This window comes from Jeotgalibacillus malaysiensis (assembly GCF_044789845.1).
Classification (GTDB): domain Bacteria; phylum Bacillota; class Bacilli; order Bacillales; family Jeotgalibacillaceae; genus Jeotgalibacillus; species Jeotgalibacillus malaysiensis_A.
In genome coordinates this window covers 1,827,756-1,847,565 of the sequence record NZ_CP085252.1, presented here as the reverse complement: position 1 = coordinate 1,847,565, position 19,810 = coordinate 1,827,756, and the positions used below count along the sequence as shown (strand labels likewise).

General features: G+C 38.8%; 22 protein-coding genes and 1 riboswitch. Of the genes, 19 read left to right on the top strand and 3 right to left on the bottom strand.

Annotation, left to right across the window (positions count from 1 at the left end):
* The first annotated feature begins 31 nt into the window (after positions 1-31).
* The 13 genes from LG330_RS09955 to LG330_RS09895 all read left to right on the top strand — a co-directional run bounded on the left by LG330_RS09955 (position 32) and on the right by LG330_RS09895 (position 10,050).
* On the top strand, positions 32-853 hold the full coding sequence (locus LG330_RS09955) for a DegV family protein (RefSeq protein ID WP_404403389.1): 822 nt from the start codon (positions 32-34) through the stop codon (positions 851-853).
* Between the two features lie 155 nt (positions 854-1,008).
* Complete coding sequence (locus tag LG330_RS09950; protein WP_404409559.1) at positions 1,009-1,815, top strand: SGNH/GDSL hydrolase family protein; 807 nt, start codon at positions 1,009-1,011, stop codon at positions 1,813-1,815.
* 1 nt (position 1,816) lies between these two features.
* Complete coding sequence (locus LG330_RS09945; protein ID WP_404403387.1) at positions 1,817-2,392, top strand: YpmS family protein; 576 nt, start codon at positions 1,817-1,819, stop codon at positions 2,390-2,392.
* A 63-nt stretch (positions 2,393-2,455) separates the two neighbouring features.
* On the top strand, positions 2,456-2,944 hold the full coding sequence (msrA, locus tag LG330_RS09940) for a peptide-methionine (S)-S-oxide reductase MsrA (protein WP_404409557.1): 489 nt from the start codon (positions 2,456-2,458) through the stop codon (positions 2,942-2,944).
* Positions 2,941-3,363, top strand: a complete 423-nt coding sequence (gene msrB / locus LG330_RS09935; RefSeq protein ID WP_404403385.1) for a peptide-methionine (R)-S-oxide reductase MsrB — start codon at positions 2,941-2,943, stop codon at positions 3,361-3,363. The genes msrA and msrB overlap by 4 nt, the downstream gene beginning before the upstream one ends.
* Before the next feature lie 94 nt (positions 3,364-3,457).
* Positions 3,458-3,958: a PTS glucose transporter subunit IIA gene (locus LG330_RS09930; RefSeq protein ID WP_404403383.1), complete on the top strand. Its 501-nt coding sequence runs from the start codon at positions 3,458-3,460 to the stop codon at positions 3,956-3,958.
* Positions 3,959-4,070: 112 nt separating this feature from the next.
* On the top strand, positions 4,071-4,289 hold the full coding sequence (locus LG330_RS09925) for a YozE family protein (RefSeq protein ID WP_404403381.1): 219 nt from the start codon (positions 4,071-4,073) through the stop codon (positions 4,287-4,289).
* Positions 4,290-4,386: 97 nt separating this feature from the next.
* Positions 4,387-5,091: a purine-nucleoside phosphorylase gene (gene deoD, locus LG330_RS09920; protein ID WP_404403379.1), complete on the top strand. Its 705-nt coding sequence runs from the start codon at positions 4,387-4,389 to the stop codon at positions 5,089-5,091.
* Positions 5,092-5,260: 169 nt separating this feature from the next.
* Positions 5,261-6,754, top strand: coding sequence for a S41 family peptidase (locus LG330_RS09915; protein WP_404403377.1), 1,494 nt, complete (start codon positions 5,261-5,263; stop codon positions 6,752-6,754).
* 56 nt (positions 6,755-6,810) lie between these two features.
* Positions 6,811-7,722, top strand: coding sequence for a CobW family GTP-binding protein (locus tag LG330_RS09910; protein ID WP_404403375.1), 912 nt, complete (start codon positions 6,811-6,813; stop codon positions 7,720-7,722).
* Positions 7,719-7,976 carry a hypothetical protein gene (locus tag LG330_RS09905; RefSeq protein WP_404403373.1) on the top strand — a complete coding sequence of 86 codons (258 nt, stop codon included), beginning with the start codon at positions 7,719-7,721 and terminating at the stop codon, positions 7,974-7,976. Before LG330_RS09910 ends, LG330_RS09905 begins: the two co-directional genes overlap by 4 nt.
* A 300-nt stretch (positions 7,977-8,276) precedes the next feature.
* The gene (locus LG330_RS09900) at positions 8,277-9,029 is read left to right on the top strand and encodes a CAP domain-containing protein (protein ID WP_404403371.1); all 753 of its coding nucleotides are present in this window, start codon (positions 8,277-8,279) and stop codon (positions 9,027-9,029) included.
* Between the two features lie 247 nt (positions 9,030-9,276).
* Entirely contained in the window at positions 9,277-10,050 is a 774-nt protein-coding gene (locus LG330_RS09895; RefSeq protein WP_404403369.1) for an SDR family oxidoreductase, read from the top strand.
* A 9-nt stretch (positions 10,051-10,059) separates the two neighbouring features.
* Here LG330_RS09895 and LG330_RS09890 read toward each other — a convergent pair whose 3' ends face one another.
* Entirely contained in the window at positions 10,060-11,421 is a 1,362-nt protein-coding gene (locus LG330_RS09890; RefSeq protein WP_404403367.1) for an MATE family efflux transporter, read from the bottom strand.
* A 101-nt stretch (positions 11,422-11,522) separates the two neighbouring features.
* On the opposite strand from LG330_RS09890, the gene LG330_RS09885 reads away from it, so the two are divergent.
* The 6 genes from LG330_RS09885 to LG330_RS09860 all read left to right on the top strand — a co-directional run bounded on the left by LG330_RS09885 (position 11,523) and on the right by LG330_RS09860 (position 17,419).
* Entirely contained in the window at positions 11,523-12,275 is a 753-nt protein-coding gene (locus tag LG330_RS09885; RefSeq protein WP_404403365.1) for a carotenoid biosynthesis protein, read from the top strand.
* The gene (locus LG330_RS09880; protein WP_404403363.1) at positions 12,272-12,976 is read left to right on the top strand and encodes a lysophospholipid acyltransferase family protein; all 705 of its coding nucleotides are present in this window, start codon (positions 12,272-12,274) and stop codon (positions 12,974-12,976) included. Before LG330_RS09885 ends, LG330_RS09880 begins: the two co-directional genes overlap by 4 nt.
* Positions 12,977-13,004: 28 nt before the next feature.
* The gene (locus tag LG330_RS09875) at positions 13,005-14,093 is read left to right on the top strand and encodes a glycosyltransferase (protein WP_404403361.1); all 1,089 of its coding nucleotides are present in this window, start codon (positions 13,005-13,007) and stop codon (positions 14,091-14,093) included.
* Positions 14,090-15,562, top strand: coding sequence for a phytoene desaturase family protein (locus LG330_RS09870; RefSeq protein ID WP_404403359.1), 1,473 nt, complete (start codon positions 14,090-14,092; stop codon positions 15,560-15,562). The genes LG330_RS09875 and LG330_RS09870 overlap by 4 nt, the downstream gene beginning before the upstream one ends.
* A 46-nt stretch (positions 15,563-15,608) precedes the next feature.
* On the top strand, positions 15,609-16,685 hold the full coding sequence (locus LG330_RS09865; protein WP_404403357.1) for an undecaprenyldiphospho-muramoylpentapeptide beta-N-acetylglucosaminyltransferase: 1,077 nt from the start codon (positions 15,609-15,611) through the stop codon (positions 16,683-16,685).
* Between the two features lie 86 nt (positions 16,686-16,771).
* Positions 16,772-17,419: an SDR family oxidoreductase gene (locus tag LG330_RS09860; protein WP_404403355.1), complete on the top strand. Its 648-nt coding sequence runs from the start codon at positions 16,772-16,774 to the stop codon at positions 17,417-17,419.
* A gap of 29 nt (positions 17,420-17,448) precedes the next feature.
* Here LG330_RS09860 and LG330_RS09855 read toward each other — a convergent pair whose 3' ends face one another.
* Together LG330_RS09855 and LG330_RS09850 are read right to left on the bottom strand one after the other, a co-directional pair.
* The gene (locus LG330_RS09855) at positions 17,449-18,000 is read right to left on the bottom strand and encodes a GNAT family N-acetyltransferase (RefSeq protein ID WP_404403353.1); all 552 of its coding nucleotides are present in this window, start codon (positions 17,998-18,000) and stop codon (positions 17,449-17,451) included.
* A gap of 285 nt (positions 18,001-18,285) precedes the next feature.
* On the bottom strand, positions 18,286-19,416 hold the full coding sequence (locus LG330_RS09850) for an amidohydrolase (RefSeq protein ID WP_404403351.1): 1,131 nt from the start codon (positions 19,414-19,416) through the stop codon (positions 18,286-18,288).
* Positions 19,417-19,566: 150 nt separating this feature from the next.
* A riboswitch (FMN riboswitch) is annotated at positions 19,567-19,701 on the top strand.
* Positions 19,702-19,810: the final 109 nt, after the last annotated feature.

The following is a 19,810-nucleotide window of genomic DNA, read 5'->3' as shown; positions in this document are numbered from 1 at the left end:
GATAATAACCTATTGGATGAGGGGTAGTTAAATGATTAAAATTGTGACTGACTCAACTTCAGATTTAACAAATGATGAAATTAATAAGTATGGCATTACCGTTGTACCATTAACACTTGTAATCGATGGTGAATCTTATCTGGACAGGTTTGAAATTTCACCATCAGAATTTATGGAAAAAATGGCTACATCTAAAGAATTACCTAAAAGTTCACAGCCTTCTGCCGGAGCATTTAAAGAAGTATATGATGAGCTTGGTAAAGATGGGTCAGAAGTGATTTCTATTCATATGACCGGGAAGATGAGTGGAACTGTGCGATCTGCTGAGAGTGCTGCAGAAATGACGGACACTAAAGTGACAGTCATCGATTCCGGTTTTATATCCCGCGCCCTTACTTATCAAGTACTGGAGGCTGCTCAGGCAGCTGAAAACGGAAAAACTTCAGAAGAGATCGTTGAAATTGTTAAAGATGTTAAAGACCGTTCTTCACTATTCGTTGTCGTTGATACGCTTGAAAATCTCGTTAAAGGTGGCAGAATTGGTAAAGGCAGAGCATTTCTCGGGTCACTGCTGAATATCAAACCGATTGCTTCTTTAGCAGGTGGTGAATACACACCGGTTTCCAAAGCCAGAAACTATACGCAGGTTGCAAAATATCTTGTGTCTCAGTATGAGCAGGAAACGAAAGGCAGAAAAGTAAAAGAAGTAAGTGTAGTGCATGCGGATGGAATGCCGCTGGCTGAAAAAGTAATCAGTAAAATCAGTGAAGATGTTTTTATAAGTGAAACTACGCCTGTTATTTCTACTCATACGGGTAAAGGTGCGATTGGTTTCATGTTTTATTATGAATAAATGTAACTTTTATTATTAAAATTTAATAATCCTTCATTAAAACTGTGTCTGCCAGGTGGACACAGTTTTTTTTACAGATTAAGCAGGCATCGTATTGTTTGAACCTAATTTCCAGGTGTTATAATGTGAATAGAGGAGTTAGGCAGGTGAATAACATGTTTAAGACTAAAACAGGACCTATATTATTAATGGTCATCATCGTAATGCTTTCAGCCTGCACAAACGTTTCATCTGAACAGCAGCTGAGAGAGGTTGAGCTTCCAGAAAAAGAAATGCCTGAAGAAGGATTTTTCCCGGAGCCGCTTAAAATCGTATCATTAGGTGACTCTCTCACACAGGGAGTAGGAGATAGTACAGATCTCGGCGGATATGTACCGCTACTTGAAGAAAGGCTTGAAGCAAGAAATGAAATCGGAGAAGTGGATATCCTGAATTTCGGTAAAAGAGGTAACCGCTCGGATCAATTGTTAAAGAGAATTAATGAAGAATCTGACATACAGACGGCTATTGCTTCTTCAGATATCGCAATCATAACAATTGGTGGTAATGATGTAATGAAGGTTGTCAGAAGCACATTTCCATCTTTAACTTTTGAGAGCTTTGAAGGAGAGAGACTGAATTATGAGGAAAATTTAACTGATATTTTATCAGAGATCAGAACAATTAATCGTGATATTTCAGTGGTGCTTATGGGAATTTATAATCCGTTCTTCATGTTCTCAGCAGATGTAAAAGAAATGAAAATGATTGTTGATACATGGAATGCCAGCGGTGAAAGTATTATAAGCGATTATGATAACACCTCATATGTCGATATAGCAGATCTGTTCAGACATCCTGATCAGAATTTACTGCACACTGACTATTTCCATCCAAACGATGAAGGTTATTCTCTGATCGCTGAAAGAATTGAATCAGGTGTGGCAGAAGTGATAGATGCCGGCAGTCAGGGAGATGAGTAAAATGAGTAATATTTGGAAAGTAATGTTCTTTACGTTGTTAGCGGTTATTTTAATTGGGACAGCGATTATTGGTTATTTATTATTACGTCCTGTTGAGGGTGAACAGGCAAATGCATCACCCGGCACACCTCCTGAATCCAGAGCGGAATTTGAAGTGATCACCAACCGCGAGGACCTGACAATAGTAGCAAACAGGTTTATTGAGGAAGAACTTGGCGGCTCTATTGACTATTCAGTGCTGTTTGACGATCGGGTAAAACTGAATGGGGAAATACCAATCTTCAGCACTAGTATCGATTTTCAAATGTCATTTGAGGCTAATGCGCTCGAAAACGGAAATTTATTACTGACACAGGAAAGTTTATCGCTTGGTGCAATCGACCTGCCTGTATCAAGCGTACTCAAATTTATTGATGATTCTTATGAGTTTCCGGAATGGGTCGTAATGGAGCCTCAAAATCAGCAGATTGTTGTGCAGGTTACAGAAATTGATGTTGCACAGGGTCTGAATGTGAAGACCAATCAGTTTAATCTGGAAGAGGATGAAATATCATTTTCAATTTATGTCCCACAATAATAGGAGTGAAGTGAAGTGTCTAATTATGAAAAAGCAACTTTTGCAGGTGGATGCTTTTGGTGCATGGTAAAACCGTTTGATCAGGAACCGGGTATTGAGTCAGTTACTTCAGGTTACACAGGGGGACATACGGAAAATCCGACTTATCAGGAAGTATGCAGTGAAACAACCGGACACCGTGAAGCGGTTCAGATTGTCTTTGATCCTGAAGTGTTCCCTTATGAAAAACTTCTTGAACTCTTCTGGGTTCAAATCGATCCAACAGATCCCGGCGGCCAGTTTTTTGACCGCGGAGAATCATACAAAACAGCGATTTATGTTCATAATGAAAAGCAGAGAGCGCTAGCTGAAAATTCGAAAAAAGCACTTGATGAAAGTGGTAAGTTCAGCAAACCGATTGTAACTGATATTTTCGATGCATCAGTATTCTATCCTGCTGAAGAAGGACATCAGAATTACTATCAAAAAAATCCTACGCATTATCAGGCATACTATACGGGATCCGGAAGAAAAAGAATGGTTGAACAAAACACAGAAAGGTTGAGACGATGAAGAAGCATGTAACAGAATTAAATAAGATGCAGTATGAAGTCACACAAAAAAACGGGACTGAACCACCATTTAAAAATGAGTACTGGGATGAATTCGGTGACGGAATTTACGTGGATATCATTTCAGGCAAACCATTATTCAGCTCTAAAGACAAATATGATGCCGGGTGCGGATGGCCAAGTTTTACAAAGCCGATTGATCAGGAAGAGATAATTGAAAAAAAAGATACAAGTCATTTCATGATCAGAACTGAAGTGAGATCCAATGTAGCAGATTCCCACTTAGGTCATGTATTTGATGACGGTCCGGGACCTGATGGCTTAAGATATTGTATTAACTCAGCTGCGATGCGTTTTGTACCAAAAGAAGAATTGGAAAAAGAGGGGTACGGGGAATATAAAAAGTTATTCAGTGAATAATACTTGTGAATAGATGAACAATCTGATAAACTGCATTGTGCGAAAGTTTAAAGGGATGGAATTCAGTCTATATAAACAAGAGGAGCGTGATTAGATGCTAAAAAAATTATTCGGTAAAAAAGAAGAGGCACCAAAAAACGTTGAAATTAAATCTCCATTAACTGGTAATCTGCTAACGCTTGAGGAAGTGCCGGATCCGGTATTCTCACAAAAAATGATGGGTGACGGTGTTGCAATTGAACCGACTGAAGGAAAAGTAGTATCTCCTATTGACGGTGAGGTTGTTCAGGTATTTCCAACTAAACATGCGATCGGACTGAAAGCTAAAAATGGAGCTGAAGTTCTGATCCATATCGGACTTGAGACAGTATCTATGGAAGGAAACGGTTTTGAAGCACACGTTTCTGAAGGTTCAAAAGTAAGTGTTGGAGATCCGCTTGTAACATTTGATCTCGAACTTGTAAGAAATGAAGCTAAAAGCATTATTACTCCTATTATCATTACAAATGGTGATGATCTTGCCGGCATTGAAAAGAAACCCGCATCATCTGTACAGGCAGGACAAGACACAGTTATGAATGTATCATCTAAATAATGACGGCTGTTCCCTGAAACTTGGGGAACAGTTTTTTTTGTGCTAAATTGAATGAGGTATAAAAGTTATGTCATGATCCGGATCCATTTTTAAAATACAGGGGGGGACAACATTGAAGACATTTTATCATTTCGTATTAAAGTACAGAGAACCTGTTCCGCGCGACAATAAAGAAAAACTGGCAAACAAAATCTATGAAGATGGTGATTTTCCCAGAAGGTCTAAAAATTATAATGAAATTAGCCAATATATTGAAACGACCGAACAATATTTTTTACTGGCGGTTATTTTTGACGAGCTTTGGGAGGAGTACGAAACAACTAACAACTAGCAAAAAACTTAGTAGCAACTCCGAATCTATATATAAGTTGAAATAATAAAAGAAAAGAGCTACAATAAGGCTTCATAAAGGTAAGGGAGGAAATATGATGAGTATTCATATTGGTGCAAAAAAAGGTGATATCGCTGAAACGGTACTTTTACCAGGTGATCCATTGCGTGCAAAATATATCGCAGAAACATTCCTAGAGGATGTAACGTGCTATAACGAAGTTAGAAATATGTTCGGTTATACTGGTACATATAAAGGCCACAAAATTTCGGTGCAGGGTACCGGAATGGGTGTACCGTCAATTTCAATTTATGCGAATGAATTAATTGAAGAATATGGTGTTAAAAATCTGATCCGTGTTGGAACTTGTGGTGCGATTCAAAAGGATGTTAAAGTACGTGACGTGATCCTGGCGATGACTGCATCAACTGATAACAATATGAATCAGAGAACATTTAAAGGTGTTGATTATGCACCTGCAGCTGACTTCGGTCTTCTGAAGAATGCATACGATGCTGGCCTGGAAAAAGGTCTTAATCTTCAGGTAGGTAACGTATTTACAGCTGACATTTTCTACGATGACAATGCTGAACATGAAAAATGGGCTCAATACGGTATTCTGGCTGTTGAAATGGAGACATCAGCACTTTACACATTAGCTGCTAAACATGGCAGAAGAGCACTTTCAGTTTTGACTGTAAGTGATCATATCCTTACTGGCGAAGCAACTTCTTCTGAAGAGCGCCAGGTTACTTTTAATGACATGATTGTTGTTGCACTTGATGCTGCAATCGCAGAATAACATTTCACCGGCTGCAAAATTGCAGCCGGTTTTATTTTTCATTACAGCTGTGCATTACTGCTGAATTTCGACATATTGAAGAATGGTCAGATTTTGCTTTTCCTATATACCTAAAGCTGTTAAGATAAAATAGATTGTCATATGCGTAAGATTAGAAAGTGGTGAAAAAATGGATAACGAGCATCAAGACGTAACAAAGGAAGAGGCTAAAGAAACCTTATCAAACTACGTGAATATTAAAAAATTTCATTTCGTGATGCTTTTATTTTTTACTGTATTAGCAACTGCCGGAATTTCAATTTTTGCTTTATCGTTCGGGGATGAAAAGGCGGTTACAGTAGGCGTTCAGGAGCGGACCGAATTTAATAAACTTTATGAAGCGTACGATACGATTCAGGAGAATTACTTCCTTGAATACGAAGAAGAAGACCTGATCAATGGTGCTATAAACGGAATGGTGGATTCGCTCGGTGATCCATATTCTGATTATATGAATCAGGAAGAAACTGCCCAATTTAATGAAAACATAACTTCCAGCTTCCAGGGAATTGGAGCTGAGATTCAATCAATGAATGATCTGATTACAGTCGTTTCACCTATTAAAGGTTCTCCGGCTGAAAGAGCAGGGATTTTACCAAATGATCAGATCCTTGCTGTAGATGGTGAAAGTATTCAGGGTATGAGTGCTTCTGAAGCAGTTATGCTGATCAGAGGTGAAAAAGGAACTGATGTTACATTAACCATTCAGCGCCCTAGTGCTCAGGATACACTTGAAGTTACGATTACTAGAGACGATATTCCTTTAGAAACTGTCTATTATGATATGAACGATCAGAATGTTGCAACAGTGCAGCTTACAAGTTTTTCAGAGACAACTTTTGATGAGCTGACTGAGGCGCTTCAGGACCTTGAATCACAAGGGATGGAAGCACTGGTGCTCGATCTGAGACAAAACCCTGGTGGCCTTCTGCCTCAGGCGATCTCAATCTCTAATCTGTTTGTACCAGCCGGTGAAACGATTGTTCAGATTGAGGAAAGCAATGGTGATAAACAGGTGATCGCTGCTCAGGAAGGCGATAAAGTCGAGGTTCCAACTGCTGTTATTATCGATGAAGGAAGCGCTAGTGCATCTGAAATCGTTGCAGCTGCTGTTAACGAGACTGCAGATATCCCTTTATTCGGAAAAAATACTTTTGGTAAAGGAACTGTCCAGACAGCTGAGGACTTCAGTGATTCATCTAACATGAAAATTACAACTGCAAGATGGCTGACACCTAATGATAATTGGGTACATGAAGAAGGTGTGGCACCTACAACCGAGGTAGTTATGCCTGAATATGCTACTTTACCTTACTTGAATATTGATTCAGATCTTGAAGAATCAATGCTGTCAGAAGATGTGAAAGTTGCTGAACAAATGTTGAATGCACTTGGATTAAATCCAGGAAACATTGATGGTTTATTTGATGAAGACACCGTGAATGCAGTTGAATCCTATCAGGAAGAAAACGACCTTGAAGTCACAGGTATCATCGATCCGGAAACGGCTTCATCAATTATGCTCAGTCTGAGAGAACAGCTTGAAGAAGATGACCCACAGGTAAATCGTGCAATTGATTATTTAATTGAGGAAGCGAATATCGAAGCAGAAGAAGCTTCTTAAGTGACATGCTTAAACCCGGCCTAAAGATTGGCCGGGTTTTTTGAAAGGATGATATGATGAAGAACAAAAAAACTGTGTATTTATTATCAGGATTTCTTGGAAGCGGTAAGACAACATTATTAAAAAATCTGATCCGTTTTGAAAAGAAACAGGGACGTCTTCCGGCCGTATTAATGAATGAAGCAGGAAAAATTTCAATTGACTCTGAAGAAGTAGATAAAGATATTCCTTTATCAGAACTGTTAGATGGCTGTATTTGCTGCACAATTCAGGACAAACTCGAAAGCCAGCTTCAACAGCTTCTGATAGATGGGGGGTTTGATACGTTAATAATAGAAACAACAGGTGCAGCACATCCTGTGGAAGTTGTAGATTCTGTACTGTCTCCATTGTTTGCTGATCAGTTCAGCTTTAAAGGAATTATAACGACCGTAGATGCACATCAATGGGAAAAGAGAGATGTGCTGTCAATACAGGCGCTACAACTGATGAGAGAGCAAATTAAATATGCAAGTATTGTTCTGCTGAATAAAATGGACCTCGTCACTGAAGACAGGATTCCAGGTATATTAAACGAAATACAATCGCTATCATCAAACATATATTTGACACAGCATGCAAAAATTGATTTTAAATTGCTGGACAATTTAAGTTTGATTAATTATGAAGGGGCATCTCAGGTCAGATTGAATCATGAACTTCAATTGAACGTCATTGTACATACATTCAATCGTCCAGTCCAAAGAGGGGCATTTAATGAATGGATGAAGAGCCTGTCCACATCAGTCTACCGTATGAAAGGTTTTATCCCATTTAATAATGACAAATACCCCACATTGTTTCAATATTCCTACGGGATGCCATTGTTCTTTGAGCATGATATGAAAATGACCCCTAACTTTGTTATTATCGGTGAAAATCTGAACGGTGAACAAATCAAAAAAGATCTTGAGGGGCTTGAAAGATGACTGATAAAAAAATGATTTTAGATCTTTACACTTTATTATGGAATAACAGATCTTACAGCTCTTTCGAACAAATGGAGCAATCTATATTGAGTGAACTCTCTGATGAAAATACACATCCCAGAGTAAGAAGGGCCCCTGGTGTGAAATTTCAAATTACCAGAGAATTGATCAGTCAGTCTGACTTGGCACAGGATCAAAAGAAAATCCTTATCAAATACGTGACCGGATTATATGAGCAGAATTTTAACAAATGAAAAAAAGATGTCATAATCGTTAAATAAAGATTCAGATCTAAACTTGTCAATTATGGTTTAATGGTAATGTTTACTGAAGCAAGAAATCTTTATGCACGGGTGTAAATCTTTACTACTATGACAACTATTTAGTAATCCCTGCTATATTAAGTGTGAAGTTGCATTTACAAGAGAGCATGATTAATATTTTAGCAGAATGTTCCTTACTTTTATCCCCTCCAGATTATGCCTTAATTATTTCAGTAAAACTGGTGATACGATAGGTATGTCGAAAAGACAAAACACATTTGGAGGGATTATATGTTTGTCAGAGTAATAGCTTCAGCAGCCATCATTTTTGCGTTATTAGTACCAGCTGGTACTGCAGACGCAAGTGGAAATAAAGCTTCCTATCAGAATTGCTTTGAGTATTTGATAAAGCAATACGATCAGGACATTCAAGTTAAAACACAGGAAAAAAAGGTCTGGAAAAAAGCTGCTCCAGTTAAAAAAGAACAGCCGGATGTAACTGAAAGTAGTGCATCTGAAGAAGAGACTGCAAAACAGCCTGTAGAAGTAAATACAGAAGATGATACAAATACTGCAGCAGAAGAGCCGGTTCAGGAGAGTAATGAGCCTGAGAATGAAACAGAAACAGAAACAGAAACTACACAACCAGCTGCTTCTGATGATGAAATTGGTAACTTTGAAGCTCAGGTGATTGAGCTGACAAATCAGGAAAGAAGTAAATATGGACTTCCCGCATTATCTGCTGATCCTGAACTTTCTGCTGTTGCAGAAGAGAAGTCTGCTGATATGGCAAGAAATCAGTATTTTTCTCATACAAGCCCAACGTACGGATCACCATTTGACATGATGAAAACTTATGGTATTGACTACCGTTCAGCAGGTGAGAATATTGCGATGGGACAACAGACGCCTGAGCAGGTTGTTACTGCATGGATGAATAGTGAAGGTCATCGTCAGAATATCCTAAGCACTTCATATACTCATATTGGTGTAGGATATGTTGGAGACGGAAATTACTGGACACAAATGTTTATCGGTAAATAATTGGCACAGTCCTTAAAACTCTCCAAATTTGGAGAGTTTTTTTACTTTTTTCTTTGTACTTACTGATAACAAGGATGTGTCTATGTGAAAAGGATTAGAAAAGGTTTAAGAAGCTTGAACTGATTGAAATGAATATAGAAGTGAAAATAAAAATCACTGGAATCATTGATTAAGCAAGTTAATATTTGCTTTCCATATTCCTTTATCCATACAATGATAGTAAGAACATTGTGTGGAGTTGAAGTCAATGGATAAAACAGTGTTAATAACGGGCGGTTCAAAAGGAATCGGTAAATATACAGCAGGGTATCTCGCCACATTGGGTTACCGTATCATTATCAATTACAGATCAAATGATGAACACGCAATAAACTTTACAGCTGAGCTCAGTCAGATCAGCAATCAGGAGTGTATTGCCATTAAAGCTGATATTGCTTCCAAACAAGGAAGTTTGTCTATACTAGAACAATTAAAAAACCATGGCGTCAGCAAAATAGATATCCTTGTACACAATGCAGGACCATATATTTCAGAAAGAAAAAAAATGACGGATTATTCCTATGAAGAATGGGATCAAATGATTAATGGTAATTTAAATGCTGTATTTTATTTATCAAAACATATTATTCCAATGATGCGTAACCAGTCGTGGGGCAGGCTGATTATGTTTGGATACGATCGTGTTGATAGCGCTCCAGGCTGGCTCTACCGATCAGCATTTGCATCAGCAAAAAGTGGACTGGCTTCCTTAACCAAAACGATCGCGATGGAAGAAGCGGAGAACGGAATTACAGCTAATATGATTTGCCCTGGTGATATTGAAGGGGAGTGGAAGGAGCTTGGTATTAAAGATACAGCAGGCTCTGACGACCATGAAAACCCGGTAGGCAGACCGGGCAGCGGTGAGGATATAGCTAGAGTGCTTTCATTTTTAGTTCATGAAGATTCCGGTTTTATCACAGGTGCCATTATTCCTGTTACCGGTGGAAAAGATGTGTTGGGTAAAATTCACAAACAGTAAAGCTCCCGGTTAACTCCCGGGAGCTGCATTCATTTTATGGCGCTGTATAATGACCATACGAATCGTAAGTGTGATGGCTCCGGCCGTCAGTCCTGCGATCAGACCAATCCAGTAGCCGAAGTAAGTCCAGTCTGTATAATTGGCAAGGATATATCCAACCGGTAATCCAATCACCCAGTATGAAATCATCGTCATAATCAGTGTGATATTTACATCCTTGTAGCCTCTTAACACACCCTGCACAGGGGCCTGTATTGCATCTGACAGCTGGAAAAGAACGGCAAATATCAAAAATTGCGCAGTAAGACTGATTACTTCCTGATCAGTTACATAAATACCAGCTACAGCATCTCTGAATATGAAGGTGAGTAATCCGCCTGTTGCAGCAATTAAAACTGCAATTGATACACCCATATAACCGTAAGTTCTTGCATCTTTTATTCTGCCTGCACCGGCTTCAAATCCAACGACAATTGTAAGTGCCATTGATATACTAAGAGGGATCATATACAAAAATGAAGAGAAATTAATAGCCGCCTGGTGAGCAGCAATAACTTCAGTGGTATAGACACTCATAAATAGTGTAACGGCAGAGAATATACTCGTTTCAAAAAAAATAGAGAAACCGATTGGTATTCCGATCAGCAAAATCTCTTTCCATTTAGTAAAATCTGCTTTTGCTTTAATACGAAAAACGTTGTACTCACTGAAAGGGCGGTTGCGATGGACGATTGCGATCGAGATGATACAGATCAGCCAGTATGTAATCGCAGAAGCAACACCTGCACCAACCCCTCCCAGTGCAGGAAAACCAAGCTTTCCGAATATCAGAATATAGTTAAATATGACATTCAGTGGTAATGACATTAACGTTACATACATCGTTACTCTTGTAAATCCGAGTGCATCGATAAAAGAGCGCAATACGTTATAAACAAAAAGAGGGACAATACCTGCAGCGAGTGCAGCAAGGTATAGACCGGCAACTCTCCTTACCTCGCTATCAATGTTCATCGCAGATAGGATCGGATTTACGACAATAAAACCCGCGATCAATATAATAACTGCCATAATCACAGCAAGGTATATACCCTGAATCACTGTGTTTTTTACATACATTTCTTTTTTTCCCCCGATCAGTTGTGCAACAATCGGTGTTACTGCAAGTAAAATACCGGAGAGTCCTGTAAAGACAGGCATCCAGAGCGATGAACCGATTGCGACACCTGCAAGGTCTGCAGTTGAATACTGTCCGGACATGATTGTATCGAAGAAATTCATTGCAAATAAACCAAGTTGAGTGACAAGAATCGGTATTAAAATAATTGAAAACTGTTTCAGCTTTTGTTTCAGATTAAATGTTTGCTCCATTAAAACCCGGCTCGCTTTCTGTTACACGTAAAGTGACTAGTTTTTAAATCTCAGAGCATTATAACATAACAAACTATCATATAGGTCCGGAAGGTGATTGGATGAATGTCGTATGGAAAGTTTTTTTAGTATGGTATGGAATTGGCGTCATTTTAGTTGCATTTGATTTGCTGCCGCCATTTTTAGAATGGGCTAATGCAGTATTTTTATATTTATCAGGAATTCTGGCAATTTACTACGGGATGAAAGTGCTTGGAAATTTAAGAGGGTTATCAATTAGTATAGTGATTATGGCCTTTACAATGTGGGCTGAGTCATTAGGTGTTGAATATGGTATCATCTTTGGTGCTTATCACTATGAACAGGATTTCGGCGTACAGGTATTCGGTGTTCCACTAACAATTGGTTTTGCCTGGGTAATGGTCATTTTTACTTCACTTAGTTTAATGACCCGCTTATTGATTAAACCGAAAAGCATTCTCAAAGGTTTAAGGTTTGCGTTTATTGCTTCGCTATTAGCCGTATGTATGGATCTGATTATCGACCCTGTTGCTTATCAGGCTAAACAATACTGGGTGTGGGATGATACCGGTCCTTACTACGAGATTCCAACACAAAACTTCGTCGCATGGTTTTATGTTTCATTTATCATTCAGTTTATTGTTTACTTTATTGCAGTTCCACCTTCTGATGAGACGTGGACTAAACGGATAAATTGGCTCTATTTTTTAATGATTATTATGTTTGTGATTACCGCATTCGCTTATCAATTGTATTTTGCAATCTTTGTTACCGGATCGGGTCTCTTAATCACTTATCTGATCTACCTGCTGTTAAAGAGGAGGATTAAATGAATAAAAAATCATTTAAAACAGAATTAATTCTCGGAAACTATTTAACCTGGCAATTAAAAAAACACTTTTACAGGGTTTTTGTAAAAAATGATCACGTCTCATCAGACACGCCTAAATTATATATCATGAACCATTCGAGCTGGTGGGATGGGTTGATTGTATTTTATTTAAACCGATACTTACTGAAGGAAGACGCTTATGCCATGATGAGTAAAGATGGTATAGAGAATTTCTCATTCTTCTCTAAGATCGGGGCGTTTCCTGTAGATCCGGATTCACCAAAATCTCTTATTAGAAGCCTGCAATTTGCTGATCAGAAATTAAAGGAAAAGAAATCAGTCTGGATTTTTCCTCAGGGGAAAGAAGAACATCTTGAAAAAAGACCGCTCTCGTTTATGAACGGGCCGGCATATCTTGCAGAAAAAAACCAGGATGTTGAGATCATTCCTGTTTCAGCTTATTACACTTTCCGGCATGATCAGCGGCCTGAACTTTTTATCTCAATTGGAACACCCGTTAGAAATGAAAATATCGAGAAGATGAATAGAAATGAAAAAAGCGATTTCTTTCGACGCACACTTGAGGAATCCCTTAATCAGGTTAAAACTGATGTTATAAATGAAAACATACATGACTATAAAAAGTTTATCAGTGGCTTTAAAACATCTAGCGAATGGCTGGAAGTATTAAAAAGAAAATAAGTTATAAGGGTCTGAAGGGGGATTGAACGTGGTTATTTACATCAGTATATTATTCATTTTTTTACTGCTTACCGTCATGAACATACTTACAATGCCCCGTTTGAAGGATCAGTCAGATCATGAATCTTCAAAGGTTTCAATCCTGATCCCTATGAGAAACGAACAGGCAAATGCCGCCGACGTTATAGATTCCGTTTTGAAATCAACTTATATGAATAAAGAGATTATCGTTTTAAACGATCACTCTGAAGACCTGACTGAAAACATACTGGATACATACAGGGGTAAGATTAAAGTCATTCAGGGAGAAAAACTGCCTGAACGGTGGGTAGGGAAAGTGTTTGCCTGTCATCAGCTGAGCAGGCAGGCGACAGGAGATTACTATTGTTTTATAGATGCGGACGTCAGACTTGAGCCCGATGCAATTTCAAAAGGACTTCATTTATTGAAAAAACATCATGCCGGTCTAATTACTGGTTTTCCTCAATTTCCGGCAAAAACATTTTTGGCAAAGTTACTTGTACCACTTCAGCATTTTTTTGTTTTTTTTCATTTGCCGAACATAGTCGCAAATCATTCAACTAAACCTGCTTTTACAGCTGCTCATGGCGCATTTATGTTATTTGATAAAAATGCCTATTTAGCATCAGGAGGACATTATGCAGTCAGGCATTCGCTGGTAGAGGATATACATATAACGAGAACTTTAAAACAAAATGGCTTCAGATGTATTCTGAGCAATGTGACGAAATCAATCACATGTGATATGTATGAGACAAATGCTGAAGTATGGGGAGGCTTCACAAAAAACATCTTCACAGGGATTGGCAGGTCGGTACCTGCAGCATTTCTTGTCGCATTATTTTATATCAGCTTTTATTTTATTCCGCTACCTCTATTTTTGATCGGTGTATTCAGCGGGAATTGGATGCTGACTGTTCCGCTCTTAATTATTTTTCTACAGACATTTTTAATAGATGCTGCCACCAGTCAATCTAAGCTGCATTTTTTACTTATGCCTATCTCTGCAATCGCTTTAGTTATACTGCTGAGTACTGCAGCAATAAAAGGATTGAACGGCAGCGGGTATAAATGGAAGGGACGGATCTACCAATGAAGAGGATATGTATCGTCGGGGCCGGTCTTGGCGGACTTTCTGCTGCCATCAGGCTCCAGTCAATCGGATATCAGGTTACAATTATAGAAAAAAACGACCATGCCGGCGGCAAAATGATGCCGGTCAAATTAGGTGAGTATCACTTTGACTTTGGACCAAATACGATTACAATGCCGTGGGTTTTTAAAAATGTTTTAAAAGATACAGGATTCGATTTGAATGACTACCTTTCATTTATCAGGCTCGAACGTCATACTAAAAATATCTTTTCAGATGGTACAGTTTTTACTCAATCAGTCCATCCGGATGAAATGATTAAACAGCTTAATGAAATTGATCCTGAAGCTGCTTCTCTATACTGGGATTACCTGATAGAAATCGAACGTCTGTACAGCATTTCTGAAAAAGCATTTTTCCCAAAGGCCATTACATCACTGTGTGATTTTCTCGATCCTGCTATGGCAAGAGCATTTATGCGGGTCAGGCCATTTAAGAAACTGTATAAATTTAATCAGAAATACTTTTCAAATCCTGACATCCAGAAAGTTTTTAATCGATATGCGACATATATTGGTTCTTCTCCTTATCAGAGTCCTGCTACTTTTGCGATGATTGGCTATCTGGAAATGGTATCAGGTGTATTTACTGTTAAAGGTGGAAATACCAAAATTGCTACTGCTTTTGAAGACGTATTTATAAAACTTGGGGGGGAAATAGTCTTTAATGAAACTGTCAAGGAAATTACGGTTAAGCAGAAATATGCTCAGTTATTAGTGACTGAAAGCGGACGTACTTTTGAGTTTGATCAGATCATTATAAATGGGGATTTTGTGACATCAACAAAAAATCTGATAAAGGAGTCTGACCGTCCAGGTTTAACGGACCGGAAGCTTGATCAGTACGAACCCTCTATTTCGGCTTTTGTCATATTAGCAGGGTTAAAAGAATTTCAACCGGATATACATCATCATCAGGTATATTTTCCTGAACATTACGATCAGGAATTTGAAGATATCTTTACACATAAAAAAATGCCGGATGATCCAACAATCTATATTAGCCACAGTGCTTATACAGACAGGAGTATAACAAAAGGCAGCAATCTGTTTATACTTGTGAACGCACCGGCAGCAGAAATACCCGATATTCAATCATATAAAGAGAAGATCTACCGTAAACTTGAGGATAAAGGGATTCCAATCAGTGAACAGCTTGAATGTGAAAAGATATTTACACCAGACTCTTTGAAACATCTTTTTAAAGCTTATAAAGGGTCAATTTACGGGATTTCTTCAAATTCAATGAAGGACGCATTTTTACGACCCGGTAATAAGAGCAGATTTGTTCATAATCTTTATTATACCGGGGGCTCCACACACCCTGGCGGAGGTTCTCCAATGGTCGTAATGAGTGGGTTAAATGTTGCAGAATCAATCATAAAAGAAAACGGCTCTTTCCGTTTGAATTGATTCAGGTATAATAGACGGGTAATGAATTTTTAGATTGGAGTATCACATGAAGAAAATATTGTTTACAGGCGGAGGTTCGGCAGGTCATGTCTCAGTGAACACTGCACTCATTCCTGAATTTGTGAAAAATAAATGGCATGTCTCTTACATCGGTTCAAGAGATGGAATTGAAAAAGACATAATTACAGAAAAATTTCCGGATGTTCCTTATTACGGTATTTCAAGTGGAAAGTTAAGAAGGTATTTTTCAGTAAAAAACTTCTCAGATCCTTTCCGTGTTCTCGCTGGTACTGTACAGGCATACCTGAAAATTAAAAAAATTAAGCCTGATGTCATTTTTTCTAAAGGCGGATTTGTATCTGTGCCGGTTTTGCTGGCAGCAAAACTGGCTGGAGTACCGGTGGCAATCCACGAATCTGATGTAACACCTGGACTTGCGAACAAATTAGCGATGCCTTTTGCGACGAAGATTTATACGACATTCAGAGAAACGCTTCAATATGTACCTGCAGAAAAAGCCACCTGTGCAGGTGCGATTATCCGTGAGGAGCTTTTTAGCGGATCGAGAGAAAAAGGAATGACATTTGCAGGGTTGGACCAGCCAAAGCCTGTCATATTAATCATGGGTGGCAGTCTTGGTGCCAAGGGTATTAATACGACTGTCAGAAATGCCCTTCCTGAATTAACAGAGCATTATTCTATTATTCATTTGTGCGGTAAGGGAAATGTCGTTGAAAATCAAAATCCTGATTATATTCAGTATGAATTCGTTTCAGGTGAGTTACCGGATCTGATCGCAGCATCGGACTTAGTTATTTCAAGAGCAGGATCAAATTCAATTTTTGAATTTCTCGCTTTAAAAAAGCCGATGATTTTAATTCCTCTGTCAAGAGAAGCAAGCAGAGGAGACCAGATATTAAATGCTAATTCTTTTGTACAGCAGGGCTTTGCATTAAAGCTTGAAGAAGAAGAATTAACAACTGAATCTCTCCTCACAGCTGTCAGACAGTTAAGAGATCAGCAGTGGACGATGATTGAGAAGATGGATGAAGCACCTCCTTCGTACACGATCAGTCAAATGGCACAGGAAATAACAGAGCTATCAAAAAACAGCGGACTTTAGTTTGCTGTTTTTTTTGAGCTCAGAATCCGTTTACCCCTGACCAGACAGGGAAAAGTAAAACATTGAATAACAGGAGGTTTGAGAATATGGACGTATTAGTTATCGGAGCGGCCGGAACAACTGGAAAACTCACAATTAATAAGCTTGCTAAAAGAAATAAATATTATGCAAGAGGAATGGTCAGAAAAGAATCACAGTTTGAAGAAATTGAAAAGCTGGGTGGTCTTCCAGTGCTTGGTGACCTTGAAGGTGATTTTGAACAGGCATTTGATGAAGTTGATGCGGTGATATTTGCAGCAGGTTCCGGAGGTCATACCGGTAACGATAAAACAAAAGCTGTAGACGAGAATGGGGCGATCAGGGCAATAGACCTCTCAGTGAAAAAAGGGATTAAAAAATTTGTGATGTTAAGCGCAATTGGAGCAGGTGATTTGTCAACGATGGAAATCAGTGATGATATGAAAACCTATTACGATGCGAAACATAAAGCAGACAAACATCTTGAAAATAGCGGTTTAAACTATTCAATCGTTAGACCTGGACTGCTGACTAATAACAATGAAACAGGAAAAATCAGAGCTGATGAGGTTCTAACTGACCGTTCAGGTGACATCACAAAGGCTGATGTTGCAGCAGTTCTTGTTTTAGCGCTTGAACATGAAAATCTTAACAATAAAGCAGTTGAGATATTAAATGATGAAGAAGATATGATTACAGCACTCAATAGGATATAAAAAAATCACCGGACAATGGTCCGGTGATTTTATGCTTCGAGTGCATTTTCAGTTTCATTCTGCGTACGCATATGGACGAGCGTATATAAATCTTTAGTTATAACATAAAGATTAAATAGATTTTCTTCTCTATTAATCTCATCATAAAGTGCTTTGTTCGTTTCATTCGCCGATACAACATAAGGAAGTTTTTCTGCTGCTTTTTGTGATCTGAGATTTGTTTTTCTGATTCTGAGGTAAACATTTTCAATTCCAAGCTCGTAAAATAATTCATTGAAAAAAGCTTCTTTAGCAGCCTGGTTGTATCCGAGGCCGTGGTAAGGCTTACCGAGCCAGGTACCTAGAAAGCCACTATTATTTTGCACATCAAATAAGCTGATCGTGCCTGCGGGATTTCCCCATTCATCTAAAATCGTTCTTGAAATGATCTCACCGCGTTCTTCAGCTTCTATCATCTGTTTGATCATAAACAATAATTCTTCAGAAGAAGATGCTTTTTGTCTGATATAAGGGTATACGTCTGGATGTGTCATTAATTCAAACAGCGCCTGGCTTTCGTGTACGTCACGTTTTTTTATCATGGTTTTAGCCCTCCATAAAAGGGCAGTATCCTGACAGGACCTGTAGAACACCACCCTCGAAATTTTTCATTGCGTTCATAAAAAATTTCGGGGTGGGAATCGAACCCACTAGAACCAGCTGATCAGCTGGTGGCGCACCATTTGCCTTCCCTCCATAACAGACTCATATGACAGTCTTATGGCATCTTTGTATCGTAAACTTATTTAGTTTCTTCTACATATTTGCATCTAAATCATACAAAAAAAATGTGCATTTGAGAATAGTTTTTTTGCCTTATTTGAAAATTATTTTTTCTGGTCCTGATAGACAATATCCCCTTTGATCATCGTGAATACAGGTGAAGACATAAAATGCAGTGGATGCTCACTCCAGAGTACCAAATCAGCTTCTTTTCCAGGCTCAATGCTGCCGATTTTATCGCCTATTCCAAGGTTTTTTGCAGGATTAATGGTAATGGCTTCAAGTGCTGCCTGAATAGATAATCCCTCACGCACAGCGATCGCTGCACAGACATTCAAATATTGAATAGGCGTATAGGGATGGTCTGTAGTAATGGATACTTCAATTCCGGCGTCATGGAGTACCTGATACGTTTTCCAAGATTTATTTCTAAGCTCTACTTTTGATTTTCTGGTAAATGTAGGGCCTACACATACTTTTGCTCCGGAGCGTTTCACTTCATCTGTAATCAGATGTCCTTCTGTACAATGCTCGATCCTCAGATCCAGATCAAATTCCTCAGCAAGCCGGATTGCAGTAACAATATCATCTGCACGATGAGCGTGAATTCTGACCGGTATTTCCCGGCTTAAAGCTTTTTGAAGTGCACTTAACCGGAGGTCATTTGTGCCGTCAAAGTTTTTTGCAAGGTAGAGCTGCTCTCTTAGCATCCCCATAATTCCCATACGGGTGATCGAATCATTAGAACCATTTGAATGCATCCGTTTCGGATTTTCTCCCAGCGCCATTTTCAAGCCGGATTCCGGGTTTACGATCATAGATTGAACTGTTTTCCCATTCGTTTTAATAATCGCAGTAATCCCACCGATCACATTCGCACTCCCCGGCAGTATATTCACTGTCGTAACCCCGTGTGACCGGGCATTTAAAAAACCTTCATCGAGCGGATAAACACCATCGATTGCACGAATGTGAGGGGTCATCGGCTCAATCGATTCATTCGCGTCATTTCCCGCCCATCCTGTTCCTTCATCATAAAGTCCAAGATGAGTGTGTACATCAATCAGGCCCGGAGTCAAATGCTGTCCCGAGCAATCGATTACTTTTGCATCCTGATGTCCTATTATGGTGTCTTTTACTTCTTTAATTATGCCATTCTCAACTAAAACATCACCATACTGAATCATTGAAGAAGTAATTGGATAGACAACAGCATCCTTAAGTAAAATCTTCATGTGACAGCCCTCCTGAGTATACGATTTATAACTTAATTTTACTTGAATCAATATTAAGAGAAAAGAATTTTCAGAAAGAATACTAATTTGAGTACTGTTTCCTTTACAAATATAAGAGATATCCGACATAATAGTAAGACAATAAAATAACGTACCTTTCGGGGCAGGGTGAAATTCCCTACCGGCGGTGATGAGCAGCTGCTCTTAGTCCGTGACCCGGTGTTACCGGTGGATTTGGTGAGATTCCAAAGCCGACAGTTATAGTCTGGATGGGAGAAAGGAATTGCGTTTTAACACATGTGTTGAACGCTTATTTCGTCATGATCAAACTCCCGTCAGAAGCGGGAGTTTTTTGTGTTTATTCCTCAATATACGTATGGTCGTTACCGGGAGA